Below are 25,514 nucleotides of genomic sequence, written 5' to 3'. Positions count from 1 at the left end.
AAAGTAACCGGCCGGCGGTCCGACATAACAGGAGCTGTTCCCCTGATAGTCATCGGTGTAGACGGAGCAACTTCCTATCGGCATCCACAACAATCCCGTGAAAACCACGATTGGCGTCATAAAGAATATCCAGGGCCAGGCTCGGTTCCATGGTCACTCATCAATTTTCCTTATCATCCCGCTCCCCCGTTGCAAGTTTGATCGGGACAAGATTCAAATCTGTGCCCCGCGCAATTAGTCCTTTAATTCGTCCTGCTTATAGGACCTTCAGCTGACGCCAGGATGTCAGTTCCGGTTCTTCGAATGTTGGACTGACCGGATAATTCGATACACGAAGTAGACGGCCAGTAGCAATACGACAGCCATAAAGACTGGGCGGATATCGAGAGGAACGAGGTAGAAGTCCCGGCAGAGGCTTCTACCCTCGTCAGAGGTGGCACTGCAGCCATGACTCGCGATGCTGAGTGCAAAAGCAGCAATAGCGGACACCAGCAAAAGAGCGATTGCCCAGGGCCACCATTCGGACCATGGCCACGAGCCAGCCCCGTGAGATTGCCGCCGGTCCGTCATACGCAGAGCCTAGACAGCTTTCCGAGAAGCGTAAACAGCCATTTTCGAAAGGATGATCAGGACGGCCGCGAGCACACGAACATGACGGTCCGGATGCGACCCTCGGCGAGGTTGGCCACCTGGTTGGCTGTCATCTGCGCGAAGCTGTCGCCAAGGAAGGTCGCGAAAGTCACCGGCGGAGGCCCCTCCCGCTGGATTTTGGCACGCATGTGCTGGAACCAGGAAAGGCTTTCGTCCGAAGAGTCGACCTCCGAGAGGACGTCGAAACCGGCCGACGGAAGCAGTTGGCGCATGTCCGCCAGGGTTGCGGGAAAGCTGGTCGAGGTGTCCGCGGCCCACGGCACCGGGTAGTGCACCTCGCCGCCTTCACCCTGCAGCACGTCGTAAACCACAAATCTGCCGCCCGGCCGCAGGACCCGGAAGGCTTCTGCATACAACCCGTGCTTGTCCGGGATGTTCATCGCCACATGGACGGTCATCACGGCATCCACTGACTCGTCCGGAAGGCCGGTGGCCGTAGCGTCCCCGACGTGGAAGCGGGTGCGGCGGGACAAGCCTGTCCACTCCGAGAGCGCCGTCGCTACCTGGCAGAACTCAGGTGTGAGGTCGACCCCCGTCACCGTGCACCCTGTCACCTCGGCGAGCGTCCGTGCGGGGCCGCCCAATCCGCTGCCCAGGTCGAGCACATGGAAATCAGCAGTAAGGTCGAGCGCTTCGATGATTTCCAGCGTGGCCCTGCGACCACGGATGTGGAACTCGTCAACGGCAGCGAGATCGGCCGGCCGCAGCCCTGCGCGGCCCACACCGGCCATGTCCAAAGCAGAACTGATGGCCGCCAAAAGTCGCCCGGGGCCGGTGTAGAAGGCCGAAACCTCATTCATGGCGCCATCCTCACACCGGGCGGCCCCAGGGTCAACGGGAGCCCCGCCGGTGGCGGCTTGGTTTCCGGTCAGTGGCTTCTGCTACCAGTCGTGGACGGTGCCGTCGACGAGGCGGTTGTAGGGCAGGTAGGCCTGCTGGTACGGGTAGGCCGCGGCGGCTTCTTCGTTGAATTCGACGCCGATGCCGGGCTTGTCGCCCGGGTGCAGGTACCCGTCCACGAACGTCATGGACTGCTCGAAGACCTCGTTGGTCTTCACCGAGTGCTGCATGTACTCCTGGATCCCGTAGTTATGGATCGCCAAGCCCACATGCAGCTGCGCCGCGAACCCCACCGGGGAAATATCCGTCGGCCCATGGAACCCGGACTTGATCTGGTACTGCGCAGCGAAATCCATCACCTTCTTCAACGGCGAAATCCCGCCAAAATGCGTGGACGCGGCCCGGACATAATCAATCAACTGTTCCTTGATCAACGTCTGGTAATCCCACACCGTATTGAAAACCTCCCCGATCGCCAACGGCGTCGTGGTGTGCTGCCGCACCAGGCGCAAACCCTCCTGGTTCTCCGCCGGAGTGCAATCCTCCAACCAAAACAAGTCATACGGCTCCAACGCCTTGCCCAGCTTCGCCGCCTGGATCGGCGTCATCCGGTGATGCCCGTCATGCAGCAACGGGATCTCCGGACCAAACTCGTTCCGGACCGCCTCAAACACCCCCGGCAAATGCCGCAGGTACGCCCGGGTGTCCCAGTCCTCCTCAACCGGGAACGCACCACGACCCGCAGGCTCATAGTCATACCGCTCCCCCGACGCCTGCGCCTGCGCCGCCACCCCATACAGGGCCTTGATCCCCGGCACCGCCGTCTGGATCCGGATCGACTTGTACCCCAGCTCCAGATGCTCCCGCACCGAATCAAACAACGACTCAATATCCGCACCCGACGCATGCCCGTACGCCCGCAACCCGTTCCGCGACGCACCACCGAGGAGCTGGTACACCGGCAAACCGGCCACCTTGCCCTTAATATCCCAAAGAGCCATATCCACCGCAGCGATCGCCGCCATCGTCACCGGACCCCGCCGCCAATACGAAGACCGGTACAGGAACTGCCACGTATCCTCAATCCGATGCGCATCCTTCCCAATCAACAACTGCGCCACATGCTCCTTCAAATACGCCGCAACAGCCAACTCACGCCCGTTCAGCGTGGCATCACCAATCCCGGTCACCCCGTCCTCGGTAGTGATCCGGAGGGTGACAAAGTTCCGTGAGGGACTGGTCACAAACACATCGGCGGCAATGATCTTCATGGCTGGCTTTCGGGTTGGAGTTGGCAGGACCTGGGAAATATGTGCCTGGCGGGGGTCAGCGCTGGGTGCTGCCCCTGGCGGCATCGAGCAGGGCAAGTTCTTCGGGACGGGGCAGCCCTTCCCAGTCGCCGCGGGTGCTGACTGCGAAGGCGCCGGCAAGGATGCCGCGGTGCAGGCGTTCGGGAACTTTTGCACCGCCGAGCAGAGCCGAAAGGTAGCCGGCGGTGAATGCGTCGCCGGCCCCGACGGTGTCCAGGCAGGTCACGGCGAGGGCGGGCGCTTCGAGAAGGCCTTCGGCTGTATAGACGGCGGCGCCGGCGGCGCCCCGCTTTACCACCACTTCCCGGACCCCCGCCTCCAGCAGCCGGGCAGCGGCACAGGCCTCGCCGCCAGCCGCCCCGCTCCCCGCCTGGGGTGGGGCAATCAGGTCCAGTTCGTCGTCGGACGCTATGACGATGGTGGCGTGCCGCGCCAGGAGGCCGAGCACGGCCCTCGCCTGGTCCCGGGACCACAGCTTGCTGCGGTAGTTCACGTCGAAGGAAACGACAATGCCTTCGCCGGCAGCCCGCTCGGCGGCATACTCCACCGCGTCACGAGCCTCGGCGCTGAGTGCCGGCGTGATGCCGGTGAGGTGCAGAATCCGGGCACCTCCGTCCAGCGCGGCAGCGACATGGTCCCGTGAGATGGTGGCGCCCGCAGAACCTGCGCGGTAGTAGAAGGCCCTGCTGAGGTCTGCGGTGCGCTGTTCCAGGAACATCACGCCCGTGCTGCGGTCCGGATGCACGCTGTGGTGCAGGTGGACGCCCTCGCCCCGGAGCTGCTTCACGATGAACTCGCCATGCGGGTCCGCCCCCACGGCCCCTGCCCAGGCGGACGTGTGGCCCAGGCGTGCCACGCCGATGGCAACGTTGGATTCGGCCCCAGCCACCTGCATGTTCAGCGTTCCGCCGTTCGCCAGGGGGCCGGTGGACCGGAGCGAAACCATGGACTCGCCGAAAGTCAGCAGGCCCACCGGGTCCAGTGCCGGAGCAGTCATGAAGACGTCCCGGTCCGCGCGGCGAATTCGGCGGCGAGGCCCAGGAAGCTGCGGGCGCGGTCCCGCATCTCCGTCAGATCACCGCCTGACGCCGCCTTGCCGAAGAGCGGACCACCCAGGCCGACGGCGATGGCCCCGGCCTCCCAGTACCCGGTGGCTTCATCCAGGCCCACACCGCCGACGGCGATGAACGGGATGTCAGGGAAGGGATCCCGGACGGCCTTCAGGTAGCCGGGGCCGCCGATGGACGCCGGGAACAGCTTGATGGCGGTGGCGCCGCCTTCCATCGCCTCGTAAGCCTCGCTGGGAGTCAGCGCACCGGCCAGGACGGGGATGCCGGCACTGGCAGCCTCGCTGATGGAGGGGGCCAGGGACGGGGTGACGATGAACTGGCCACCGGCTGCCAGGACGCGTCCGACGTCGGCCTGGCTGAGGACGGTGCCGGCGCCCACCAGGCAGCCGGCCGGGGCAGCCGCACGGACTTCCCGGATGGCCTCCAGCGCGTTGGGCGTGGTGAGGGCGATCTCCACGTACTGGAAACCCTCCTCCATCGCCGCCAGCGCAGCCTTGGCGGCAGCACCGCCGTCGTTCCCGCGGACAATGCCAATAAGGCGCGTCTGGCGGATACCCGCCAGGAGGCTGGCGGGGGTAACAGCTTCATTGTGGGATGTCATGTGGTTCACCATTCTGCGAAGGATCCGTCGGGATGGCGCCACACGGGGCCGCGCCAGGCATGGCCGCGCTTGTCCGCCGCCCGCACCACGGCCTCATCAATCTCGACGCCGAGTCCGGGCCCGGTGAGCCGCTCGATGTGGCCGTTCACGAACTTGAACGGTGTCTTGTCCACCACATAGTCAAGGACTTCCGCGCCCTGGTTGTAGTGGATGCCGATGCTTTGTTCCTGGATGAGGAAGTTGGGCGTGGCGAAGCCAACCTGCAAACAGGCCGCGAGCGCCAGGGGTCCCAGCGGGCAGTGCGGCGCCAGCTGGACTTCGTACACCTCGGCCAGCGCGGCGATCTTGCGGACCTCCGTGATGCCGCCCGCGTGCGACAGGTCCGGCTGCGCCACGGCGATGCCTGCCTGCAGCGCGGGCAGGAATTCCTGCCGGCTGTAGAGCCGCTCCCCCGTGGAAACCGGGGTGGTGGTGGATGAGGTGAATTCGCGCAGCAGGTGGGTGTTCTCCGGAACCACCGGCTCTTCGAGGAAGAAAGGCCGGAACGGCTCCAGCAGCGGCGCCACCCGTTTCGCGTTCGCCAGGCTGAAGCGGCCGTGGAAGTCGACGGCCACATCCCGGTGGTCGCCCAGGACCTGGCGCGCCGCGGCGACACGGCGGATGACGCCGTCGATCTCCGCGACGGACGCCACCGGGCTCATCCGGCCGCTGGCGTTCATCTTCACGGCGGTCAGCCCCACTTCAAGCTGGGCGCTGATCTGGTCCGCCACCTCGTTGGGTTCGTCGCCGCCCACCCACCCGTACATCCGGATCCGGTCGCGGACATGGCCGCCCAGGAGCTGGTGCACGGGGGTGTTGAAGTGCTTGCCGGCGATGTCCCACAGGGCCTGGTCCAGGCCGGAGACGGCGCTGGCCAGGATCGGGCCGCCGCGGTAGAAGGACCCCTTGGTCATCACCTGCCAGTGGTCTTCGATCCGGAGGGCGTCCCTGCCGATGAGCAGTTCCGAGAGTTGTTCGACGGCGGCGCGCACCGTTTCGCTGCGGCCCTCGCAGGTGGCCTCGCCCCACCCCACGATTCCGCTGTCGGTCTCGATCCGGACAAAGAGCCAGCGGGGCGGGACGAGGAATGTTTCGATCCGGCTGATGACGGTCACGGGCGGTCCTAACCCTTGGTGGCGCCGGCGGTCAGGCCGGAGACGATGTACTTCTGCGTGAAGAGCGCAATGATCATGATGGGGATGGTCACCACGGTGGCCGCTGCCATCAGCCCGCCCCAGTCGATGCTGGCGTAGGAGACGAAGTCGAAGATCGCCACCGGCAACGTCTTGGTCTTGGCACCGGAGAGCACCAGCGCGAACATGAAGTTGTTCCACGAGAAGATGAAGGACAGGATGCCCGCGGTGGCGATGCCGGAGACCGCCAGCGGAAGGGTGATCAGCCGGAACGCCCCGATCGGCGTAAGGCCGTCCACCTCGGCAGACTCCTCCAGTTCCAGCGGCAGGGAGTCGAAGTAGCTCATCATGATGTACACGATCAGCGGCAGGGCCACGAACATGTGGCTGAGGATCAGTACCTCGAACTTGCCCACCATGCGCAGGTTGGAGAAAACGTAGTACCAGGGCACCAGGAGTGAGACGCCCGGGATGACGCGCGCCATAAGGACCACCAGCGCGGAGCGGTGCATGGTGAACCGGCTCATCGCGTAGGCAGCGGGGACGCCCAGGACGATGGACAGCGCGGTGGAGACAAACGCCACCCAGAAGCTGTTGACGACGAACACGAAGTAGTTGTTGCGCTGCAGCACGTTGGCGTAGTTCTCGAAGGTGGGCGAGAAGATGAAGGCCTTGGCGGTGTCGTAGATGTCCACGTTGGTCTTCAGCGACGCCAGGAGCATCCAGAACAGCGGCGCGAGCAGGAACAGCACCACCACGATCAGTGCCACCACACGGAACACTTTGTACGCGCGGGTGCCCAGGGGCTTGCGGCGGCGCCGGGGCGTGTTGTCCGCGGACGGGGCGGCGGAGTCTGTCATGACGGTCATTTGCTTACCGCTTTCTTGCGCATGGTGAGCAGCCACATGGAACCGATGATGATCATGAAGAACAGGATCAGCACCGCCGAGGAGAGCCCGTACTGGTTGTAGTCGAAGCTCAGTCCGTAGGCGTAGACGTTCAGCGTCTCCACTTCATGGAACGAGCCGCCGCCCTTGCCCTTGGTGGCGTAGAGGATGTCGAAGGTCTTCAAGGCGTCGATGCCGCGCAGCAGGATGGCCACGATCACGGTGGGCATCATAAGGGGCAGGGTAATGAAGAAGAACCGCTGGAAGGCGTTGGCGCCGTCCACGCGGGCGGCCTCGTCCGGTTCGTCGGACAGCGAGGTCAGGCCGGCCAGCAGGATGAGGACCACCATGGGGGTCCACTGCCAGACGTCCATGAAGATGGTGGTGCCCAGGGCGGTGTCCTGGCCGGACAGCCACGGCTGGGGCGGGATGCCCACCATGCCCAGGAGCTGGTTGACGAAGCCGATGTTGGGATCGAAGATCAGCCGCCACATCATGCCGACGGCCACGGGGGTTGCCACCAGCGGCAGCAGGATGGCCACGCGGACCCACTTTTCCCCGCGGAACGGCCGCCACAGGAGCAGCGCGATGCCCATTCCCAGCACTACTTCGAAGGCCAGCGCGACGCCGGTGAAGGCAAGGGTGCGGCCTACTGCGGGCCAGAAGCGCTCGGTGTCACTGAGGACCGTGAGGTAGTTCTGGAGCCCGATGAACTCCGTGGCGGCCCGGACGGAGCCCTGGGAGTCGGTGAGGCTGAGGTACAGGGTCCAGGCAAGTGGGAAGACGATCAGGACACCGACGAAGATCATGGCCGGTGCCGCGAACAACCACTTGCGGTGCCGGTTGGCCCAGGCGGAAAAGCTCCCCCTGGCTCCGGAGGGGCCGCCGGCCCGGCGGGTGCGGGCACTGCGGGGAGGGTTCAATACAGACATGGTTCACCTAAGGAGTTCGGGGGTGAAGCGGGCCGCGCCGGGACGGCCCTGGGGCCGTCCCGGCGGGATGGGTTGGCGCGGTACGCGCCTGGCGTCCTACTTCTTTTCGCTGTCCAGGAAGGTCTGGAAGGCAGTCTGGGCGTCGTTGGCCGCGGCGGCGGAGTCAGCGCCGGTGATGGTGGCAACGATCGGAGCGCCCACGATTTCGCGGGCCTTGCCCACGGTGACTACCTCGGGACGGTCATGGCCCACGCCGCTCTTGGCGCTGGCGGCAATCGCGTCGGCGAGGTCCTTGGGGTAGGTGGAGGTTCCGTCAGGGTTGGCCCAGACGGAGGTGCGGGGTCCGGGGACGCCGGCCTTCTGGGCTTCCAGCGTGCGCTCCTTGCTGGTGGCCCACTGGATGAACTTCCAGGCGTTCTCCTGGTTGCTGGAGTTCTGGTTCACACCAAGGGCCCAGGAGGGGATGTTGTAGGGCTTGGAGCCGGCGGGGCCAGCCGGCAGCGGGGCGAAGCCAACCTTGTCCGCAACCTTGGACTTGGCGGGGTCGGTGGCGTTCTTGTAGAGCGAATCAGCTTCGGTGTAGAAGGCAGCGCCGCCCTGGGTGAAGATGGCCATCGCCTCAGGCCAGCTCATGTCCGTGCTGACGTTGGCGGGGCCGTAGTTCTTGATCAGGCCACCGTAGAAGGAGTAGGCCTTCTTGGCGGCATCGGTGTTGACGGAGGCCTTGCCGCTGGAGTCGACGAAGTCGCCGCCGAAGCTGTACAGGAAGCTGGAGAACTGGGTGACGGCGGCGGACTTGCCGGTGCGGGCTACGAAGCCAGCGGTGTTCGGGGAGGATGCCTTGATGGCCTTGGCCGCGGCTTCCAGTTCATCCATGGTCTTGGGCACCTGGAGCCCGGCAGCCTGCAGCAGGTCCTTGCGGTAGTACAGGACTTCACGCTCGGTGATGATCGGGACACCAACCACCTTGCCGTCAACGGTGGTGGCCTTGACCGGGCCTTCCTGGTAGTCCTTCCAGTCCCAGTTCGAGTCGGAGGAGACGTTCTTGGTCAGGTCGGCCAGGTAGCCGTTCTTGGCGAATGCCTTGCCTTCCTGGAGCGGGCGGTACATCATGACGTCGATCTCGTCGCTGCCTGCGTTGAGCTTGACGTTGTACTGGTCAGAGAGCTGGTCTTCGCCCAACTGGGTGAGCTCGACCTTGAGTCCGCTGGACTTCTCGAACTCGGGAATGGCTGCCTTGATGCCATCGGTCCAGACGTGGTTGGCGAGGGTGACGCGGACCGTTCCGGACTGCTTGGCCTGGTCGCTGCCGCCTCCACCGCCGCTGCAGGCTGTCAGCCCCAGCGACATCACTGCGGCAACTGCCGCGTACTTCACAATTGAACGCCGCTTCATTACGACTTCCTTTGCCTTCAGGGCCCGCAGCTCCGCGGACCGGTTACAAACGCCTCTTTACGTCTGCTGTGTTCAGCGAGCATAAACAAATAAGGCAGACATATACAAGAGCTTGCTGTGTCCCCATATGATTTATTCATGACCATCCCAAAGGCGGCGTTGTCCCCCGACCTGCATTCATCGCTGGTCGAGAACCTGGGGCTCGCCATCGCTGAGGGAACGCTGGCGCCGAACTCGATCCTGCGGCTGGATGAGTTGGAGGCGCAGCACAAGGTGTCCCGCTCCGTGATTCGGGAGGCTACCCGCGTCCTGTCCTCCATGGGAATGCTTGAGTCCCGGCGTCGGCTGGGGACGGTGGTCCAGCCGGAGGCAAGCTGGAACCTCTACGACCCTCAAGTGATCCGGTGGCGGCTGGCATCGGCCAAGCGGCTTGAACAGCTGCAGGCGTTGAACGAACTGCGCGGTGCCATCGAGCCGCAGGCTGCCCGCCTGGCTGCCGAGCGGGCCTCCCTTGATGCGGCCAGCGATCTGGTTTCCATGGCGGCGCGGCTGTGGGCCGCCGGGCAACGGGGCGACCAGGACGAATTCCTGCGCCTGGACATCGAATTCCACGCCGCGGTCCTCAACGCTTCCGGCAACCTGATGTTTTCGCAGCTTCACAAGCTCGTGGCTGAAGTGCTGTCAGGGCGCACCCAGCACGGCCTGATGCCCCATCTTCCGGATCATGAGGCGCTGCAGATGCACGTGGACGTAGCCAGCGCCATCCAACACCGCGACGCCGGTGCCGCACACGCCGCCATGAGCAGGATTGTGGAGCAGTCCACGGAAGAGATGGGCGATATCTGGTCCAGCAGCCACCCGGGCTGAGAACCTGCCGGGAAGAAGTGAGCCGCTCTTCGGCGCGGCCCTGCCCCGGCCTGCCCTCCCGTTAGGCATGCCTCCGGCGCGGGTACGTGGAGAGCGACCCCTCAGGGAATTTTGAAGGGGCCAGTTGGCAGGCACTAGCGAGTCCGGCCGAACCGCCGGACCAGGATCGAGGATGCAGGCATGGCACAGTTCACGGACAGGGTTGCACTGGTTACCGGCGGCGGGTCGGGGATCGGTGAGGCCACCTCAAAGGAGTTGGCGGCCAAGGGCGCAAAAGTCGTTGTGCTGGACCTCGATCTGCACGCCGCGCAGCGGGTGGCCGATGAGATCACCCAGGGCGGCGGGACCGCCAGTGCCCTGCAGGGCAACACCGCAGCCAAGGAAGACAACGAAAAGGCGGTCCAGTTCGCCATAGAGACCTACGGCAAATTGAATTACGCGGTGAACAACGCGGGAATCGGCGGCAAGCAGGCACCGGCCGGGGAGCTGGACCTGGATGATTGGGACAAGGTCATCGGCATCAACCTCAACGGTGTGCTGTACGGCTTGCGGTACCAGATTCCGGCAATGCTCGACGCCGGCGCAAAGGAAAGTGCCATCGTCAACATGGCCTCCATCCACGGTTCAGTGGCAGCGCCGATGAGCAGCGCATACACCGCAGCGAAGCACGGCGTGGTGGGCGTGACCAAGAACGCCGCCGCCGAATACGGTGCCCAGGGCCTGCGCATCAACTCCGTCGGCCCCGGCTACATCGCCACCCCGCTGCTGGACAAGAACCTGAACGAGGAAGCCCGAAAAGCCCTGACCGCCAAGCATCCGCTGGGCCGCCTGGGTACCGCGGAGGAAGTCGCCCACATGGTGTGCTTCCTGCTTTCGGATGAGGCATCGTTCGCCACTGGCGGTTATTACCTTGTGGACGGCGGCTACACCAGCGTCTGAGAGTCGGTTCCCTGCCTGCCCACCGGACTTCCCGGCGTCCTGGACACCACAGGTGCAGGGGTCTACTCAGGTGATGGTTCCCGGATCACCAGCACCGGACAGTGTGCGTGGTGGATGGTCTGGTGGGACACGGAGCCAAGGAGCATTCCGGTGAACCCGCCGTGGCCGCGCGAACCGACGGCAATGAGATCAGCGTCGCGGGAGGCATCGATGAGCGCCGACGCCGGGTTCCCTTCCATGACCCGCCCGGAAACCGTCACACCCCGGTCCTTGACGCGTTCGAGTTCCGCTTCAAGAATGGCCTGCGCGTCCTTCTCGAAGATGTCGTAGTCCCAGGCCGTGCCCATGGCGTCGCTGACGTAAGGAAAGCTCCAGGCCGTCAACGCCTGGACCTCACCCTTGCGCAGCCTGGACTCCTCAATTGCCCAGTCCATCGCCGCCTTGGACTGCTCGGAGCCGTCAACCCCCACTACGATCCTGAAACTTCCGTTGCCGGCCACGACTCCCCTTTTCCTGTTGTACTGGCGCCGGCGGGACTAACCCTGGTCCGCCGTCGCGCCCTGTGCCGGGACAGCCACCGTGGAGTGCTCCGTCTTGGCGGCCTGGTGTGGATTTCCTGCTTCCCTGGCGCAGTGGAGGCAGCAATAAATGCCGGCTTCGCTTTCAACGGGATGGCCCAAAATCCGGCAGCCGCAGTGCTCGCAGGCCGGCGCCATCATATGGATGGCGCATTCGAAGCTGTCGAACGTGCCGGTTTGGTTTCCCATGCTGACGGTGAACATCCGGCCCTCGCTGCTGCCGCAGACATCACATGCGCCCATGGTCCATGCCTCCTGTTGTAGTCACCTGCTCCAGACACTCAAGTTGACTGCTTTCCCGGGTGCCTGCCTAGGGGCAAAAGTCCTTGCGCAGGGACGTGATGCACCCGGGGCGAAGGCCGCTAAATGTGCCTGAGGTAGCGCTCGGGCGAGCCCAGGAAGTTCCGCCAGTTGGCCACGAGCTCCAGCTCCTCCCAGCGCCGCCGCCGCAGGCCCCAGGGTCCCACTTCGAGGATGGTGGCGCCGGTAAAAGCCGCCAGCAGAGGGGAGTGGGTGGACATCACCACTTGGGATTTACCGTCGGCCATCAATTCCTTCAGGACTGACAACAGGCTGAGGCAACCGGAAAAGGACAGGGCGGATTCCGGCTCGTCCAGGAGCCACAGGCCCGGGCCATGGAACCTGTCAGCGGCCAACTGCAGGAAGGACTCGCCATGCGACATGTCATGGAACGGGATGTCAGGAAGGAAAGTGCTGGGGTTCTTTTCCAGGTAGGTGTAGAACCCATGCATGGTTTCCGCGCGGAGGAAGTAGCCGCGGCGCGTCGCACCGGCGTTGCGGACCAGCTGGAGGTGGTTCCCCAGGACTGATTCGGTGGGCCGGGTAACATGCCGGGCACCAGTTGAGCCGCCTTCAGGAGACAAACCGTAGGCGAGCGCTATGGCCTCCACCAGCGTGGATTTACCCGAACCGTTTTCGCCCACCAGGACGGTGGCAGGTCCCAGGTCCAGCCCCTGTTCAAGGACCTGGGCCACCGGCGGCAGGTCGGCCGGCCAGCGTGAGCGGTCAAGGACGTTTCCAGGATCCTCTGCCAGCCGCCGGATCGGGTAGGTGCGCAGAGGCATGGAGCCATTCTTGCAGCAAATTCTTTCTGAACCTTCCCCATCCGCCGGCCGGGCCGTTCCGAATTCCGAGCGTAGTAGTGCAAGCAAAGCTAGGACGGGACGATGGATGCCGTGGACCAGCAGGCCCTGACCGGTGCCGTTATCAAGGAGCACCAGTTGGATTTGGCGCAACTGTGGCTGGAATTCGTTGGATTGGGCGGGGATGCCTCCGAACAGCTCATCCGGGATTACTGCGCCGGCGAAGCCACCCTTTCACCGAAGGAGCGCGACGCTCTGGCGCAGGCAGTCAACGAGCATTGTTCTGCCGAGGGCCTGCCGCTGCGGGCTCCCTTGAGCATCTCCCCGCTTTCCCTTCCTCAGCCGGACCGGAGGGACCCGGAGCGGCATGACCCGGATCGGAAAGACCCCTACTCGTCGAAGTAGGTGAAGGTGTCCGCCACCCCGGCCACCGACGCGACCACAGCGGCCGCAACCTCGCGGAGCTTCATGTTCCGGGTGTTGGATGCATCCTTCAGCAGCTTGAAGGCAGCGGCCTGGCTGCACCTGTTCTGCGCCATGATGGCGCCCGTGGCCAGGTCGATGACCGTGCGGGTCTGCATGGCGGCGCTCATGCCGTCCCTGGTTTCCTCCAGCTTCAGCATACGCAGGGCGAGTGTGAGCCCCTTGGACGCCTGCCGCACAAAGGTCTCGGCAACGTGGATTTCGTCCGTTATGTCAACAGGCGCTGTGCAGTAGAACGTCATCATGCCCCGGGCATCCCCTTCCAGCGCTGCGGGGATACTTAGCACCGAAAGGAAACCGTGCCTCCGCACTGCCCGGACGTACTCCGGCCAACGCTGCTCCCGCCGCAGGTCCGCCACCAGAACGGTACTGCCGGTCCGCATCGCCAGCAGGCCCGGGCCGTCACCATGGTCGGACTCCAACGGGCTCAGCAGCGCTCCATCGGCCCTGCTTCCGGCAGTTGCTGCGGGTTTCTTGGGCCGCAGCACCGTAATTTCACAGCAGCATTCATGGTTCAGCGGAGCCAGCCTGGACGCGGCGTACTCGGCCAGGTCCCGAAGGAATGCCTCAACCTCAGGGTTCTGCAGGAACGACTCCTGAAGATGCAGGGCAACGTCTGCGAAGTCCTCGCCTTCAGGGACGCCGGCCTTGAGCACGGGGCATACCTCCGGGACAGTAGTTAAAAGCCACACGATGTGGGCGCCCACTGCCGAACGGTGATGACAGCCTACCCGTGGTGAGGCCGTAATCTGGCATCCATGACGCGTCTTTCCACCCCGAGCGGATCCGTCCGCGGCAGCCGCCTGGAGACTGACGGGACCACCGTGCAGCGGTTCCTGGGCATCCCGTACGCAGCGCCGCCGTCGGGCGCCAACCGCTTCCGGCCGCCGGTCCCGGTGGTGCCGTGGAAGGAAGTGCTGGACCGCACCGTTCCTGGCCCCGCCGCGCCCCAGAACCCTGAACTGCCTGCGCCCCCGGGCGCCACGCCGCGCAGCTGGAGCGAGGACGGGTGCCTCAACCTGAACATCTGGACGCCGGGGACTGACGGTCCGGCCAGGCCGGTGATGGTTTGGATCCATGGCGGCGCGTACCTTTCGGGCGCCAACAGTGACGGGATGTACGACGGCGGCAGGCTCGCCGCTGCGTCGGGCGCGGTGCTGGTGTCCATCAACTACCGCCTGGGTGCCCTGGGCTTCCTGCACCTGGCGGAGCTGCTGGGTCCCGGCTACGAGGACTCCTCCAACCTGGCCCTGCTGGACCAACTGGAGGCCCTGCGCTGGATCCGCCGCAACATCAGCGCCTTCGGGGGCAACCCTGACAACGTCACCATCTTCGGCGAGTCCGCAGGCGCTGCAGCGATCGGCACCTTGCTGGGCATGCCGGCGTCCGAAGGACTGTTCCGCCGGGCCATCATGCAAAGCGGGACTGCGGAACGGTACCGGCAGCCGGAGGAATCGGCGCACATCAGTGCCGCATTCCTTGAACTCTGCGGCCTGGACCGCGGCTCAGCCATGGAGTTGCTGAGCCTCCCGGTGGAGCGGCTTCTCGAGGCCCAGGCCGCCCTGGAACGGCGCATTGCCGCGGAGTCCTATGCCGTTCCGCTGCCGTTCCAGCCCACTGTGGGCACACCGTCGCTGCCGGCCCCGCCACTTGAAAGCGTGCGCAGCGGGGTCAACGCCGAGGTAGACCTGCTGATCGGGACCAACCTCAACGAGGGCTCCTTCGCGGTGGAGATGCGTCCGCCTTCCGCCGGTGACCCGGCCTACCCCGAGCGCGCGGCCGCAGTGCTCGCAGGGGAAGGGATCCCCGCCATCGAAGCACCCGGCTACGCCTGTGCGCTTGCAGAGGTGCTCAACCGGGAGCCGTCCGGAAAGGAACTGCTCGAGGCCGCCATCGGGGATTCCATGTACCGCCAGCCCAGCAACCGGCTGCTTGACGCGAGGCTGCTGGGTGTCGCCCACTCGGCCGCCGCCGCGACCTCCGCCAATACCGGGAAGAACTTCGCCTACCTGTTCACGTGGCGGAGTCCCGCCATGGGCGGGAAACTCGGCGCCTGCCACGCCCTGGACGTCCCCTTCGTCTTCCGGCACCTGGACATCCCCGAAGCCGCCTTCCTTACCCGCCGTAAGGCGCCGCAGTCCCTCAGCGACGCCATGAGCGGCGCCTGGGCTGCCTTCGCGCGCCACGGCGCGCCGGAGATGGCCGAACGTGAGTGGCCGGAGTACGGGCAGGAGCGCAGCACCATGGTGCTCGACGCCGAGCCCCGCCTGGAAGCCGACCCCCGGCGGGAGATCAGGAAATTTTTCGAAACGGTCACTCCGCTGCCATAGCGTTGAGGGTGTCCCGGATCCCGTTGAGCGCGGGGTCCCGCAGGGAATTGAAGGCAGGCCTCAGGAGCGGCTGGATGATCTTGGCCGGGCCGTTGATGCTGAACTCGGCCGTGTACGTCACCACGGAGCCGGTGCCGCTGGGGCCGACGTCCACCGAGTCGAAGGCCGTGACGGTCTTATTCTCGCCGCGCAGCTTGATGTGGTTTTCCGTCAGCTCAATGACCTCGTAAACCAGGGTCTGGCGCTTTCCCCTGAACTCGGATTCGGCATGGTACTTGTGCCCCACAGCCACTGGCCCGGGGGTGAGCTTGTCCATGACAGGGGTGTTGGGGTCCCACTTGCTGGTGTTCTCGAACTCACTCATGAAGGCAAAGGCCTTCTCCGCGGACAGGTTGGTTTCCACACTTCCGGTGACTGTGATCATCGTCCAAGTCTAGGAGTAGCGGGCAGCCGGACGGCAGGTTTTTGTGCGGCGTGGACCCGCGAAGCATAATTCTTGCCGCCTGCAGATCCACTGCCGCCAATCTGGTGGCCTAACCCCTTCCCACCTGCCCTTTTGGGAATCCCAGCGCCCTCCCACCCGTTAACTTACTGAGCGGTAAATAGCCGCAGCGTTAACGAGGGATGGTATGACCGCAAAGTTTGTGTCAGTCGAGGACGATACCGGGAAGGTCACCCGGTATGCCCGCCATGACAACGGCGGCGGGTTGATCGCCCCGGGCGCCCGGGTGGCGGACAGCGCCCGCATCGGCCCCATGACCTACATTGAACACGGTGCCCAGGTGGGCTCAGGCTGCCGGATTGGACACGGCAGCTGGATCGACCGCGATGCCACCATCGGCGACCGGACCGTGATCGGCGACGGCGTGCGGATCGGCCGGGGTACGGTCATCGGCAACCGCGTGCATATTGGCAGCCACTCGAGGATCGGCTCCAGCGTGCTCATCGAGCACGGGGTCCACCTAGATTCCGACAGCGCAGTGCCGGACGGCAGCGAGGTGCTTACCGGCGCCCACACACGCGTGGCTCGGGCAAGGCACCAGCAGCACCGGAAGGCGAAGGGCGGGCTGGCCGCCTAGGCCCTACATAACACTGCTTCCGCGGACCACGAGTTCCGCCGGATAGATGACCGGCTCCAGCTGCTCCCCGGTGTTCTCAATGGCGCGGATCAAGAGCTGTCCTGCATTTTTGGCTATCTCCACCATTGGATGGGCCACCGTAGTGAGGTCCATGCCGTTCGGCGCCTGGATGGAGTGATTGTCGAAGCCCACAACGGCCACGTCCTCCGGCACGCCCTTGCCCGCACTGCGGACGGCCTCGACCACGCCCAGCGCCATGAGGTCCGACGCGGCGAAGACGCCGTCCAGCGCAGGTGCCTGGCCGAAAAGTTTGCGTGCTGCCTCGGCGCCGCCCGCCGTCGTGAAATCCCCGTGGACAATCGGTCCCGGCTTCAGTCCTGCTTCCTTGAGTCCCTGCAGCCAACCGTCCAGGCGGTCGACGGCGGCCGTCATGTCCCTGGGGCCGGCAACAGTTCCGAGCTGGGTACGGCCGATGGCGGCAAGGTGCAGCGCCGCCAGCCGCCCGCCCTCGAAGTTGTCCAGATCCACAAACGGAAGTTCCGACTTCCTGTCCCACGGCCTGCCGATGAAGACGGTAGGCAGCCCGGTGGAACCCAGGGTTTCCACCCAGCCGTCTGCGCGGTGGTGGGACACCACGATGGCGCCGTCCACATGGCCTCCGCGCAGGTAGCGAAGTGTCCGTGAAGAATCGTCCCCTGCCCGCGACATCAACAGCACCAGCTGTATGTCGGTATCACGGAGGGATTGGTTGACGCCGGTGACCACGGCGGCAAAGTAGGGATCCATCATCACCCTGGCATCCGGTTCCGGGATGACCAGCGCCACCGATCCGGCCCGCCGGGTGACCAGGCTTCGTGCCGCACGGTTGGGTATGTACCCCAATTCCGCGATCGCAGCGTCGACGGCGGCCTGGGCCGCCGGGCTTACCCTGGACCCACCGTTGATGGCCCGGGAGGCAGTGGACCGGGAAACTCCAGCGGCCCTGGCCAGGTCCTCGAGCGTCGGGAGCGGCCGCCCCTCCCCGACCGGCGCGGCTGGAGTGGTCTTTGGGTTCACTCAACAGACATTACGACACTGGCGGCATGGGAGCGCTTCCGTCAACCCTTGCTGGGGCAGGAGGGCGATGCTACTCTTCCCCCGTGGGAGCGCTCCCACCACTGACCCAAGTTGCCAACTGCAGCTCACGGGGGTCGTCCAGCACACCGAATGACAGGACCAGCAATGCCGCTAGCCCCTTGCCCTGATCCATCCCGTCTCTCCCCGGCAGGCCGTCGGCACGGCGGCGGTCTCGTCGCCGCGGGTGCCGCCCTTCTCATTGGGCTATTCGCCGCAGGCGGGACCGCTCCGGCCCAAGCGTCGCCGCCAGCGCCGTCTGCAGCGCCCGCGCAGCAGGCTCCCGCCTCCCCGCAAGCTCCACCCCAACCCGCGCAGAACCCGTTCGGGTCCAATGTCTACGTCTTCGACCCCGGCATGCCGGTGGCGCAGATCCAGGCCACGGTGGATTCCATTGCCGCCCAGCAGGTGGACGACGAAATGGGGACCAAGCGGTACTCCCTGCTGTTCAAGCCCGGCACCTATGGCACACCGGAGGAGCCGCTGATCGTCCAGGTGGGCTACTCCACTGAGGTGGCGGGTCTGGGCGCTTCACCCACGGATGTCACCATCAACGGGCACGTGGACGTCTACAACCGCTGCCTCACCGCGGAGAACTGCATCGCGCTGAACAACTTCTGGCGGTCCCTGTCCAACCTCACCATCAATGTCACGGGCCTGGAAGGCTGCCGCAGCTCGGCGAATTTCTGGGCGGCGTCACAGGCCTCCCCCATGCGGCGGGTCAACATCACCGGCGGCAACCTCTCCCTCATGGACTACTGCACGGCCGGCCCGCAGTACGCCAGTGGCGGTTTCATCGCGGATTCGAAGACGGGGGCCATCATCAACGGCTCCCAACAGCAGTACCTGGTGCGCGACAGCAGCATTGGAAGCTGGTCCAACGGAGTCTGGAACCAAGTGTTCTCCGGCGTAAACGGCGCACCCGGCGATTCCTTCCCTAACCCGCCGTACACCACGCTGGCCAACACCCCCATCAGCCGCGAAAAGCCGTACCTGACGCTGGATGCGGGCGGGCAGTACAGTGTCTTTGTTCCGGCCGTCCGCCAGAACTCCGCGGCGACCACGTGGGAGAACGGTCCTACAGCAGGCCGCAGCATCCCCTTGGACGACTTCTACATCGCAAAGCCCGGCGATTCGGTGCAGGCCATTAATTCGCAACTGGCCCGTGGAAAGAACCTCCTGCTGACCCCGGGTGTCTACGACGTTGACCGCAGCATCGAGGTCAAGCGGGCCAACACCGTGGTGCTTGGGCTCGGCATGGCAACACTGACCGCCGTCAACGGGTCCGTCCCGCTTAGCGTGGCCGATGTGCCCGGGGTTGATATCGCCGCAGTCACGGTGGATGCCGGCAAGGTGAATTCCCCTGCCCTGATGCGCCTCGGCAAAGCAATTCCGGGCGAAGGCAGTGGACCGGCCAACGCTGCCGTCCACAGCGATCCCGCAAACCCCACCACACTCCATGACGTGTTCTTCCGCATCGGTGGCCCGCACGTGGGCAAGGCCTCGGTGAGCCTGGAGGTCAACAGCGACAACGTGCTCCTGGACCACATCTGGGCGTGGCGCGCCGACCACGGCAACGGGGTGGGCTGGACAACCAATACGGGCCGGAACGGCGTGATTGTCAACGGCAACAACGTCACCGCCACGGGCCTCTTTGTGGAGCATTACCAGGAGTACAACGTCATTTGGAACGGGGAGAACGGCAAGACCGTCTTCTTCCAAAACGAACTGCCCTACGACGCGCCCAACCAGGCAGCATGGCAGCACGACGGGATCCTGGGCTGGGCGGGTTACAAGGTCGCCGACTCCGTGAAGACCCACGAACTGTGGGGCGGCGGCAGCTACGTGTACAACAACGTGGACCCCACCATCCACGCCACCCGCGGCTTCGAGGTCCCGGTTGCTCCCGGCGTGAAGCTGCACAGCCTGCTGACCGTCAATCTTGGAGCGGGCACCCTGGACCACGTTGTCAACGACACGGGGGCGCCTGTCTCGACCGATGCCGTTGGCGTTCCCAGCTACGTCGCCGATTTCGGCTAGGAGCCAGGCCCCCACAGGGCGCGGCGCCGGCAGTGGATGCCGGCTCCGCGCCCTGTCAGTTCCGCTGTCGCGAGGTGTTCCGGGGCTGCCTCGATGCCAGCGCAGCTCCTCCCCACACGGCCAGCAGCAGCGCCACCAGCAGCAGGCCGGCGTCGCCGAGCTCGACCGATCCAAGCCATGCCGTCACCGGATCATGCAGGCCGAATGCGGCGTGGACGAATCCACCCAAGGTGATCACGGCAATGAACAATGCCGAGACCGCGGAAATCCCCGTGACAAGCGCGTTGAAGCCCAACTTCCGCTGCGGATCATCAAGTGCCGAGCGGTACATCCGCATCATGGCCAGACCGTTCAGGGAATCACACAGCGTCATCGCGGCTGCGAAGGCCAACGGCAGCGCGAGCAGGGTAAAGGGCGGCACCCCTGCCAGCGAGGCCGCCGTCGTCATCATCAGCAGTCCGATGGTGGTGGCGGTGTCAAAGCCCAGGCCGAAGAGGAAGCCGATCACGTAGATGTTCCGCGGTCGCCGCACCCTGGCCAGCGGCCGGGCGAGGAGCCGCGCCACCAGCCCCTGCGGTTCCAGGTCCCGGGGATCGACGGCGGCGCCGTTCCGCACACGGCGGTAGGCCCGGGCGGACTGGGCGAACGCGGAGCCGTTGAATAGGCCCATGGCCAGCAGGAACAGCCCGGACATCCCGCTGCCGACCAGCCCGAGTGCGAGGTTCCCGGCAGTGCCGTCCTCCATCAGCCCGCCAACCATCGAGGCACCCGCGATCACCAACGCCCCAGCCAGGGTCACCACCGAACTGTGCCCCAGGCTGAAGGCGAAGCCCACGCTGACCGGGTCCTGCTTCTGCGCCACGAACTTCCGCGTCGAGTTGTCGATCGCGGCGAGGTGGTCACAGTCGTAGCTGTGCTTGACCCCGGCCAGGTAGGCGGTAGCGACCAGGCCCAGGGTCAGCACCTGGCCGCCCCCGTTGAGGGTACCGGCAAGCAAAAGTACGACGGCGGCAGCATGCAGCGCGGTCACCGCACCGAAAGTGAAGACCAGGCGCGTCCGCAGTGGCAGGGCGTCCCGGTCCCGGTAAAGCGCCGCGATGCTGGTCATCAGTGCTTCCTCAGGTCCAACGGTTCCTGCCCAAACCAGCGTCGGCGCAGCAGGTCCGTGCAGGATCGAAGAAGGCGGTTCAGGTCGTCGGTGCTGTTGGACAGGCTGCGCAGCACCAGCCCGGTGGTTCCCCCAACCGTGCGGGTCAACGAGAGGCCAGTCAGGGCCTGGTGTTCAGCAGTCAGCAGATGCAGTTCATCCGCCAGCCCTTGGTCCACCCGCGGATCCACCACCACCAGCGACCCCAGATGGCTGAAACCCTCCATGAATCCAAGCCCGGTGACATCGGTCAGCGGCGGCCGGATTAGCAGGTTGTCCAGCGCCAGCAGTTCGGTGCCGGCTTCAGTTTCGACGCGGATCTCGTTCCGCAGCCGGACTTCCTCGTACCGGAATGCGGCCCCGTCCGGGGACCAGCCGGGCGTCACCACTTCGGCCATGACCAGCGACGACGTCGGCTGCAGGGTCACGGAGGTCCGCTGCCGGTAGCTGGCCTCCCGATAGGCAATGAGCTGGTCCGGCATCAACTCCAGCCGGGCCCCCTCCCCCAAACGCACGGCCATCCGCTGCTCGGCAAACGACCCAGGAGTCCGATAAACCTTCGTGGCGGACTGCGTGGTCAGCAGCAGGTCAGCCCCATCCTGGACTTCAATATCCAGCAGGAACAGATCCACCCCAAGATAAGCCCCGCCAGGATTCACAACGACATAACAAACCTGCCCCGAGTCATCGAGATAGTGAGGCCGCATAACTCGAAGAGCACCCCGGTGGTACTGATGCGAAGCAACCGAGCGCTGACCACGCAAGGCGACCACAAACTCAAGCTCGCCCATCGGGGGCCGATCAGCGGACGCGGGTGGAAGGGGCCGCGGCGTGGCGGGCACCGCGGAGCGGGCACGGCCCCTTCCACCCGCGGGCGCAGGCCCCGGTGACGGACGTGCGGAACTTGCTGCCGCCGTCGTACTCATGCCAGGTCGAGCATCAGGACGTCGCGCCTTATCCATTCGATGACTTTGTCCAGCCCTTCGTCGGTTTTGAGGTTGGTGAAACAGAAGGGTTTGTTGCCGCGGAATTCCTTTGAGTCCCGTTCCATGACGGCGAGATCGGCGCCGACGTGCGGAGCCAGGTCGGTTTTGTTGATGATGAAGAGGTCGGATTTGATCATGCCTTGGCCGGCTTTCCGGGGGATCTTTTCGCCCTGGGCCACGTCGATGATGTAGATGGAGAAGTCGACCAATTCGGGGCTGAAGGTGGCGGAGAGGTTGTCGCCGCCGGATTCGACGAAGATGACCTGCAGGTCGGGGTGCCGGGCTTTGAGTTCCTCGATGGCGGCCGTGTTCATGGAGGTGTCTTCGCGGATCGCGGTGTGCGGGCAGCCGCCGGTTTCGACGCCGATGATCCGGTCCACGGGCAGGATGCCGTTGGCGGCGAGGATTTTGGCGTCCTCGATGGTGTAGATGTCGTTGGTGATGGCGGCCATGGAGATGTCGCCGCTCATGTGCCGGGTGAGCCGTTCCACGAGCTGGGTTTTACCGGCGCCGACCGGCCCGCCGATGCCGATCATGATGGGTTCAGTCATGGTGTTCCTCCTGTGAAGCGGTAAGCACGGTTAGCTCATGAACATCCGGGCACGTTGGCGTTCGTGCCGCATTTGTGAAATTTCCAGTCCGGGGCTGACGGCGCCGAGGTCGTCCGGCGTGAGGTCCGCGATCGCGTCGAGGGCGGCAGCGACGTCGTCGTGCGCTTTCCGCAGCACCCGCTGCCCGGCGTTCTGGCCGAGCGGGATGGCGCGGACGGCGTTCTGCGTGAGGGACGTGACGGTGGCGAAGAGGTAGGCGGCAAGTGCTTCCTGCAGCGGCACCCCGAGGGAGCGGGCGACGACGGCGAACGCCAGCGGCTGGTGCCCGGAGGCCCGGCCGGTGGCTACCAGGTCCCGGTACAGCCCCAGCGCGGGCGAAGGAAACACCTCAGCCCCAATCTCGAGCAGCCGCGAGCCCATCTTGAGGGAGGCCTCCCGAACCTGCCGGGGCAAAAGGGAAGCAGACAAAAGAGAATCGAGCTCCCCCAGCTCACCGCCCTCATAAAAAAGTCGAATAGCAAGCCCATCCGAATAGGTCAGCGACTGAGAGATGAACGCGGACAACCACACTCCAAAACCAGCCTCATCAGCAACCACACCGGCGTCAACGTAGGTCTCAAACCCCAAAGAGTGGGCAAAAGCCCCAGTAGGAAGCGCAGAGTCAACCAACTGCTGCAAAGCCAACTGATACCCGCTCACGAAAAGCGCACCCAAGGCGACGAACCCAAGCGACGCCCGGGGATGGGGGCCGCGGCGTGGCGGGCACCGCGAAGCGGGCACGGCCCCCATCCCGGGGCGGCGCAGCCAACCCGGACACCTCGAGGAGCGCCCAGCGTGGCGACGGGCCTATTAGTGACTGTGTTCAGCATGGCGGAAAGGCACAGGGAGGACGCGTTGCTGGCGGGTGTAGGGCACGGATTGGTGGCGGAGGTAGTCCTCGACGGTGTGGTCGTAGGCGCACACCATGACTTCGGCTTCATATTCCGAGGACGCATCGAAGAACTGTGCCTGGAGGTGCCGGTTGCCGAGGGAGTGTGCGGTGATGCCCATTTCGGTGATGGTCCTGGGTGCGATGACCAGGACGTCGGTGGGCAGGACGGAGACGACGATCATGTTGGTATCGGCGACGTGGAGGATGTCGCCGTCGCGGAGGTCGCCGGAGCCTGCGGGGAGCCGGATGCCGATCTCCTTGCCGTGGTCCGTCGTCGCCCGTTGAATGCGTTTGACCAGGGAAGCGCTGGGCAGGACAACCTTCTCGCGGTGCAGCCCGGCATAGGCCGCGAGGTCGGTGTCCGGCAGGTCGTGGAGGTTGCCGAGGACTCGTTCGATGATCACGTGGTTGCTTTCTGGGTGTGATTAGAAGAGGAAGTACCGCTGCGCCATGGGCAGGACGTCGGACGGCTCGCAGGTGACGTCCTCGCCGTCGACGGTCACTTGGTAGGTTTCCGGGTCCACCTGGATGTCCGGGGTGGCGTCGTTGTACTTGAGGTCGGCCTTGGTGAGTTGCCGGATGCCGGAGACGGCCCGGATGACCTTTTGAAGCCCCAGCTCTTCGGGGACACCGGAGTCGATCGCTGCCTTGGACAGGAAGGTGATGGACGACCGGTGCACGGCCTTGCCGAAGGTGGCGAACATGGGCCGCATGGTCCGTGGCTGCGGCGTGGGTATGGACCCGTTGGAGTCGCCCATCAGGGCGTAGGCGATCTGGCCGCCCTTGAGCACCACTTCCGGTTTGACGCCGAAGAAGGCCGGGTCCCAGAGCACCAGGTCGGCGAATTTGCCCACTTCCACGGAGCCGACAGAGTCCGCGATGCCCTGTGCCAGGGCAGGGTTGATGGTGTACTTGGCCACGTAGCGCTTGAGCCGGAAGTTGTCGCCGTCCGCGCTGCCGTGCGTGCCGCCGTCGTTGTCTTCCAAAACCCCGCGCTGCTTCTTCATCTTGTCCGCCACCTGCCAGGTGCGGGTGATGACCTCGCCCACCCGGCCCATGGCTTGCGAGTCGGAGGAGGTGATGGAGAAGATGCCCAGGTCCTGCAGGACGTCCTCGGCGGCGATGGTTTCGGCGCGGATGCGGGAATCGGCGAAGGCCACGTCCTCGGGGATGTCCGGATTGAGATGGTGGCACACCATCAGCATGTCCAGGTGCTCTTCGATGGTGTTGCGCGTGTACGGGAGCGTGGGGTTGGTGGACGCGGGCAGCACGTTGGGCATGCCCGCGATCTTGATGATGTCCGGGGCGTGTCCACCGCCCGCGCCTTCGGTATGGAAGGTGTGGATGACGCGGCCGTCGATGGCGCGGATGGTGTCCTCCACGAAGCCGCACTCGTTGAGGGTGTCGGTGTGGATGGCAACCTGGATGTCGTACTCGTCAGCCACCTTGAGCGAAGTATCGATCGAGGAGGTGGTGGCGCCCCAGTCCTCGTGGACCTTCAGCCCGATGGCGCCGGCGCGGATCTGCTCGGTCAAGGGTTCGACGGCGGACGCGTGGCCTTTGCCGAACAGGCCGATGTTCATGGGGAATGCCTCGGCGGCCTGCAGCATCCGCTGGATGTGCCACTTTCCCGGGGTCACGGTGGTGGCTTTGGTGCCTTCAGCGGGGCCGGTGCCGCCGCCGATCATGGTGGTGACCCCGCTGGCCAGGGCCGTGGGGATCTGGTCCGGGGAAATGAAGTGGATGTGGGTGTCGATGCCGCCGGCGGTGAGGATTTTCCGTTCCCCGGCGATGATCTCGGTGCTGGCGCCGATCACGATGTCCACGCCGTCGGTGATCTGCGGGTTTCCGGCCTTGCCGATCCGGAAGACGTGCCCGTCCTTCAGGGCGATGTCCGCCTTGTAGATGCCGGTGTAGTCCAGGATGACGGCGTTGGTGATCACGGTGTCCGGAATGTCCTCATCCCGGATGGCCTGCCCGTTCTGGCCCATGCCGTCACGGATCACCTTCCCGCCACCGAACACCACTTCCTCGCCGTAGACGGTGAGGTCCTTTTCGATCTCGAGGAAGAGCTCGGTGTCGGCCAGGCGTATTTTGTCCCCGGTGGTCGGTCCATAAAGGTCGGCGTATTGCCGGCGCGGGATCTCGAAGCTCACTTGCCGTCCCCTTCCGTGACAGTCCCGCCGGGGCGGGCGCCGCCGTCGAGCTTTCCGTTGACTCCGTTGCTGAGGCCGTAGACCTCGCGGGAGCCTGCCAGCTCAATGAGCCGAACGGTCCGTGAGTCCCCCGGCTCGAACCGGGCAGCCGTCCCCGCCGGGATGTCCAGGCGCCGGCCGTGGGCAGCTTCACGGTCAAAGTTTAGGGCCGCGTTGGCCTCGGCAAAATGGTAGTGGGAACCCACCTGCACGGGCCGGTCTCCGGTGTTCGTCACGGCAACCTCGATGGCCTCCCTTCCCGCATTCGCTGTGATGGGCTCCGGCCGGAGGACGTACTCGCCTGGAATCATTGC

Annotated in this window: 27 protein-coding genes; 6 read left to right on the top strand and 21 right to left on the bottom strand. The window is 65.2% G+C overall.

The window, feature by feature from the left end; translation table 11 throughout:
• Positions 1-626 precede the first annotated feature (626 nt).
• From JCQ34_RS01520 to JCQ34_RS01485, 8 genes are all read right to left on the bottom strand, one after another.
• Complete coding sequence (locus JCQ34_RS01520) at positions 627-1,451, bottom strand: class I SAM-dependent methyltransferase (RefSeq protein ID WP_286401100.1); 825 nt, start codon at positions 1,449-1,451, stop codon at positions 627-629.
• 81 nt (positions 1,452-1,532) lie between these two features.
• Entirely contained in the window at positions 1,533-2,762 is a 1,230-nt protein-coding gene (gene manD, locus JCQ34_RS01515) for a D-mannonate dehydratase ManD (protein WP_286401098.1), read from the bottom strand.
• Positions 2,763-2,817: 55 nt separating this feature from the next.
• The gene (locus tag JCQ34_RS01510; RefSeq protein ID WP_286401096.1) at positions 2,818-3,798 is read right to left on the bottom strand and encodes a sugar kinase; all 981 of its coding nucleotides are present in this window, start codon (positions 3,796-3,798) and stop codon (positions 2,818-2,820) included.
• Positions 3,795-4,472, bottom strand: a complete 678-nt coding sequence (locus JCQ34_RS01505; RefSeq protein ID WP_286401094.1) for a bifunctional 4-hydroxy-2-oxoglutarate aldolase/2-dehydro-3-deoxy-phosphogluconate aldolase — start codon at positions 4,470-4,472, stop codon at positions 3,795-3,797. Before JCQ34_RS01505 ends, JCQ34_RS01510 begins: the two co-directional genes overlap by 4 nt.
• 5 nt (positions 4,473-4,477) lie before the next feature.
• Positions 4,478-5,626, bottom strand: coding sequence for a galactonate dehydratase (dgoD, locus tag JCQ34_RS01500; protein WP_286401092.1), 1,149 nt, complete (start codon positions 5,624-5,626; stop codon positions 4,478-4,480).
• Positions 5,627-5,634: 8 nt separating this feature from the next.
• Positions 5,635-6,513, bottom strand: a complete 879-nt coding sequence (locus JCQ34_RS01495; RefSeq protein ID WP_286401090.1) for a carbohydrate ABC transporter permease — start codon at positions 6,511-6,513, stop codon at positions 5,635-5,637.
• Positions 6,510-7,463 carry a carbohydrate ABC transporter permease gene (locus JCQ34_RS01490; RefSeq protein ID WP_235009338.1) on the bottom strand — a complete coding sequence of 318 codons (954 nt, stop codon included), beginning with the start codon at positions 7,461-7,463 and terminating at the stop codon, positions 6,510-6,512. Before JCQ34_RS01490 ends, JCQ34_RS01495 begins: the two co-directional genes overlap by 4 nt.
• A gap of 96 nt (positions 7,464-7,559) precedes the next feature.
• Entirely contained in the window at positions 7,560-8,858 is a 1,299-nt protein-coding gene (locus JCQ34_RS01485) for an ABC transporter substrate-binding protein (protein ID WP_286401085.1), read from the bottom strand.
• A gap of 138 nt (positions 8,859-8,996) precedes the next feature.
• On the opposite strand from JCQ34_RS01485, the gene JCQ34_RS01480 reads away from it, so the two are divergent.
• A complete protein-coding gene (locus tag JCQ34_RS01480; RefSeq protein ID WP_286401083.1) occupies positions 8,997-9,725 on the top strand; it encodes a FadR/GntR family transcriptional regulator in 729 nt (242 codons plus the stop codon).
• A gap of 180 nt (positions 9,726-9,905) precedes the next feature.
• Positions 9,906-10,664: an SDR family NAD(P)-dependent oxidoreductase gene (locus JCQ34_RS01475; protein ID WP_286401081.1), complete on the top strand. Its 759-nt coding sequence runs from the start codon at positions 9,906-9,908 to the stop codon at positions 10,662-10,664.
• A 62-nt stretch (positions 10,665-10,726) separates the two neighbouring features.
• Here JCQ34_RS01475 and JCQ34_RS01470 read toward each other — a convergent pair whose 3' ends face one another.
• The 3 genes from JCQ34_RS01470 to JCQ34_RS01460 all read right to left on the bottom strand — a co-directional run bounded on the left by JCQ34_RS01470 (position 10,727) and on the right by JCQ34_RS01460 (position 12,327).
• Positions 10,727-11,164 (bottom strand): universal stress protein, encoded by a 438-nt coding sequence (locus JCQ34_RS01470; protein ID WP_286401079.1) that lies wholly within the window; start codon positions 11,162-11,164, stop codon positions 10,727-10,729.
• 36 nt (positions 11,165-11,200) lie between these two features.
• Positions 11,201-11,485, bottom strand: a complete 285-nt coding sequence (locus tag JCQ34_RS01465; RefSeq protein ID WP_286401078.1) for a hypothetical protein — start codon at positions 11,483-11,485, stop codon at positions 11,201-11,203.
• A gap of 119 nt (positions 11,486-11,604) precedes the next feature.
• Positions 11,605-12,327: an AAA family ATPase gene (locus JCQ34_RS01460; RefSeq protein WP_286401077.1), complete on the bottom strand. Its 723-nt coding sequence runs from the start codon at positions 12,325-12,327 to the stop codon at positions 11,605-11,607.
• 102 nt (positions 12,328-12,429) lie between these two features.
• On the opposite strand from JCQ34_RS01460, the gene JCQ34_RS01455 reads away from it, so the two are divergent.
• On the top strand, positions 12,430-12,750 hold the full coding sequence (locus JCQ34_RS01455) for a hypothetical protein (protein ID WP_286401076.1): 321 nt from the start codon (positions 12,430-12,432) through the stop codon (positions 12,748-12,750).
• Here the strand turns inward: JCQ34_RS01455 and JCQ34_RS01450 are convergent.
• Entirely contained in the window at positions 12,735-13,535 is an 801-nt protein-coding gene (locus JCQ34_RS01450; protein WP_286401074.1) for a GAF and ANTAR domain-containing protein, read from the bottom strand. The genes JCQ34_RS01455 and JCQ34_RS01450 overlap by 16 nt on opposite strands.
• 51 nt (positions 13,536-13,586) lie before the next feature.
• Here JCQ34_RS01450 and JCQ34_RS01445 point away from each other — a divergent pair, with 51 nt between their 5' ends.
• Positions 13,587-15,158, top strand: coding sequence for a carboxylesterase/lipase family protein (locus tag JCQ34_RS01445; protein WP_286401072.1), 1,572 nt, complete (start codon positions 13,587-13,589; stop codon positions 15,156-15,158).
• On the opposite strand, the gene JCQ34_RS01440 is transcribed toward JCQ34_RS01445, so the two are convergent.
• A complete protein-coding gene (locus JCQ34_RS01440; protein WP_286401070.1) occupies positions 15,142-15,582 on the bottom strand; it encodes an SRPBCC family protein in 441 nt (146 codons plus the stop codon). The two genes, JCQ34_RS01445 and JCQ34_RS01440, sit on opposite strands and share 17 nt — an antisense overlap.
• Positions 15,583-15,787: 205 nt before the next feature.
• Between JCQ34_RS01440 and JCQ34_RS01435 the strand changes: the two genes are divergently transcribed.
• Entirely contained in the window at positions 15,788-16,237 is a 450-nt protein-coding gene (locus tag JCQ34_RS01435; RefSeq protein ID WP_286401068.1) for a transferase, read from the top strand.
• 3 nt (positions 16,238-16,240) lie between these two features.
• Here JCQ34_RS01435 and JCQ34_RS01430 read toward each other — a convergent pair whose 3' ends face one another.
• The gene (locus JCQ34_RS01430; RefSeq protein ID WP_286401066.1) at positions 16,241-17,293 is read right to left on the bottom strand and encodes a LacI family DNA-binding transcriptional regulator; all 1,053 of its coding nucleotides are present in this window, start codon (positions 17,291-17,293) and stop codon (positions 16,241-16,243) included.
• 165 nt (positions 17,294-17,458) lie between these two features.
• Between JCQ34_RS01430 and JCQ34_RS01425 the strand changes: the two genes are divergently transcribed.
• Positions 17,459-19,390 (top strand): adenylyl cyclase, encoded by a 1,932-nt coding sequence (locus JCQ34_RS01425; protein WP_286401064.1) that lies wholly within the window; start codon positions 17,459-17,461, stop codon positions 19,388-19,390.
• A gap of 55 nt (positions 19,391-19,445) precedes the next feature.
• Here JCQ34_RS01425 and JCQ34_RS01420 read toward each other — a convergent pair whose 3' ends face one another.
• The 7 genes from JCQ34_RS01420 to JCQ34_RS01390 all read right to left on the bottom strand — a co-directional run bounded on the left by JCQ34_RS01420 (position 19,446) and on the right by JCQ34_RS01390 (position 25,511).
• Positions 19,446-20,498, bottom strand: a complete 1,053-nt coding sequence (locus JCQ34_RS01420; RefSeq protein WP_286401063.1) for a HoxN/HupN/NixA family nickel/cobalt transporter — start codon at positions 20,496-20,498, stop codon at positions 19,446-19,448.
• Positions 20,498-21,328, bottom strand: coding sequence for an urease accessory protein UreD (locus JCQ34_RS01415; protein WP_286401062.1), 831 nt, complete (start codon positions 21,326-21,328; stop codon positions 20,498-20,500). Before JCQ34_RS01415 ends, JCQ34_RS01420 begins: the two co-directional genes overlap by 1 nt.
• Before the next feature lie 131 nt (positions 21,329-21,459).
• Positions 21,460-22,074 (bottom strand): urease accessory protein UreG, encoded by a 615-nt coding sequence (gene ureG / locus JCQ34_RS01410; RefSeq protein WP_286401060.1) that lies wholly within the window; start codon positions 22,072-22,074, stop codon positions 21,460-21,462.
• Between the two features lie 30 nt (positions 22,075-22,104).
• The gene (locus JCQ34_RS01405) at positions 22,105-22,773 is read right to left on the bottom strand and encodes an urease accessory protein UreF (RefSeq protein WP_286401058.1); all 669 of its coding nucleotides are present in this window, start codon (positions 22,771-22,773) and stop codon (positions 22,105-22,107) included.
• Positions 22,774-22,923: 150 nt separating this feature from the next.
• Positions 22,924-23,409 carry an urease accessory protein UreE gene (ureE, locus tag JCQ34_RS01400; protein ID WP_286401057.1) on the bottom strand — a complete coding sequence of 162 codons (486 nt, stop codon included), beginning with the start codon at positions 23,407-23,409 and terminating at the stop codon, positions 22,924-22,926.
• A 21-nt stretch (positions 23,410-23,430) separates the two neighbouring features.
• Entirely contained in the window at positions 23,431-25,161 is a 1,731-nt protein-coding gene (ureC, locus tag JCQ34_RS01395) for an urease subunit alpha (protein ID WP_286401056.1), read from the bottom strand.
• Positions 25,158-25,511: an urease subunit beta gene (locus JCQ34_RS01390; RefSeq protein WP_286401054.1), complete on the bottom strand. Its 354-nt coding sequence runs from the start codon at positions 25,509-25,511 to the stop codon at positions 25,158-25,160. Before JCQ34_RS01390 ends, ureC begins: the two co-directional genes overlap by 4 nt.
• Positions 25,512-25,514 lie beyond the last annotated feature (3 nt).

The organism is Pseudarthrobacter defluvii, assembly GCF_030323865.1.
Taxonomy (GTDB): Bacteria; Actinomycetota; Actinomycetes; order Actinomycetales; family Micrococcaceae; genus Arthrobacter; species Arthrobacter sedimenti.
Note: the sequence above shows the minus strand (reverse complement) of the source record. Positions and strands in the feature narration are given on the sequence as shown.

Excerpts from the sequence above, each read along its gene's own strand:
- JCQ34_RS01520 (WP_286401100.1), bottom strand. The coding sequence starts at position 1,451 with ATGAATGAGGTTTCGGCCTTCTACACCGGCCCCGGGCGACTTTTGGCG.
- manD (WP_286401098.1), bottom strand. The coding sequence starts at position 2,762 with ATGAAGATCATTGCCGCCGATGTGTTTGTGACCAGTCCCTCACGGAAC.
- JCQ34_RS01510 (WP_286401096.1), bottom strand. The coding sequence starts at position 3,798 with ATGACTGCTCCGGCACTGGACCCGGTGGGCCTGCTGACTTTCGGCGAG.
- JCQ34_RS01505 (WP_286401094.1), bottom strand. The coding sequence starts at position 4,472 with ATGACATCCCACAATGAAGCTGTTACCCCCGCCAGCCTCCTGGCGGGT.
- JCQ34_RS01495 (WP_286401090.1), bottom strand. The coding sequence starts at position 6,513 with ATGACCGTCATGACAGACTCCGCCGCCCCGTCCGCGGACAACACGCCC.
- JCQ34_RS01490 (WP_235009338.1), bottom strand. The coding sequence starts at position 7,463 with ATGTCTGTATTGAACCCTCCCCGCAGTGCCCGCACCCGCCGGGCCGGC.
- JCQ34_RS01485 (WP_286401085.1), bottom strand. The coding sequence starts at position 8,858 with ATGAAGCGGCGTTCAATTGTGAAGTACGCGGCAGTTGCCGCAGTGATG.
- JCQ34_RS01480 (WP_286401083.1), top strand. The coding sequence starts at position 8,997 with ATGACCATCCCAAAGGCGGCGTTGTCCCCCGACCTGCATTCATCGCTG.
- JCQ34_RS01475 (WP_286401081.1), top strand. The coding sequence starts at position 9,906 with ATGGCACAGTTCACGGACAGGGTTGCACTGGTTACCGGCGGCGGGTCG.
- JCQ34_RS01465 (WP_286401078.1), bottom strand. The coding sequence starts at position 11,485 with ATGGGCGCATGTGATGTCTGCGGCAGCAGCGAGGGCCGGATGTTCACC.
- JCQ34_RS01460 (WP_286401077.1), bottom strand. The coding sequence starts at position 12,327 with ATGCCTCTGCGCACCTACCCGATCCGGCGGCTGGCAGAGGATCCTGGA.
- JCQ34_RS01455 (WP_286401076.1), top strand. The coding sequence starts at position 12,430 with ATGGATGCCGTGGACCAGCAGGCCCTGACCGGTGCCGTTATCAAGGAG.
- JCQ34_RS01445 (WP_286401072.1), top strand. The coding sequence starts at position 13,587 with ATGACGCGTCTTTCCACCCCGAGCGGATCCGTCCGCGGCAGCCGCCTG.
- JCQ34_RS01440 (WP_286401070.1), bottom strand. The coding sequence starts at position 15,582 with ATGATCACAGTCACCGGAAGTGTGGAAACCAACCTGTCCGCGGAGAAG.
- JCQ34_RS01435 (WP_286401068.1), top strand. The coding sequence starts at position 15,788 with ATGACCGCAAAGTTTGTGTCAGTCGAGGACGATACCGGGAAGGTCACC.
- JCQ34_RS01425 (WP_286401064.1), top strand. The coding sequence starts at position 17,459 with ATGCCGCTAGCCCCTTGCCCTGATCCATCCCGTCTCTCCCCGGCAGGC.
- JCQ34_RS01420 (WP_286401063.1), bottom strand. The coding sequence starts at position 20,498 with ATGACCAGCATCGCGGCGCTTTACCGGGACCGGGACGCCCTGCCACTG.
- JCQ34_RS01415 (WP_286401062.1), bottom strand. The coding sequence starts at position 21,328 with ATGGGCGAGCTTGAGTTTGTGGTCGCCTTGCGTGGTCAGCGCTCGGTT.
- ureG (WP_286401060.1), bottom strand. The coding sequence starts at position 22,074 with ATGACTGAACCCATCATGATCGGCATCGGCGGGCCGGTCGGCGCCGGT.
- JCQ34_RS01390 (WP_286401054.1), bottom strand. The coding sequence starts at position 25,511 with ATGATTCCAGGCGAGTACGTCCTCCGGCCGGAGCCCATCACAGCGAAT.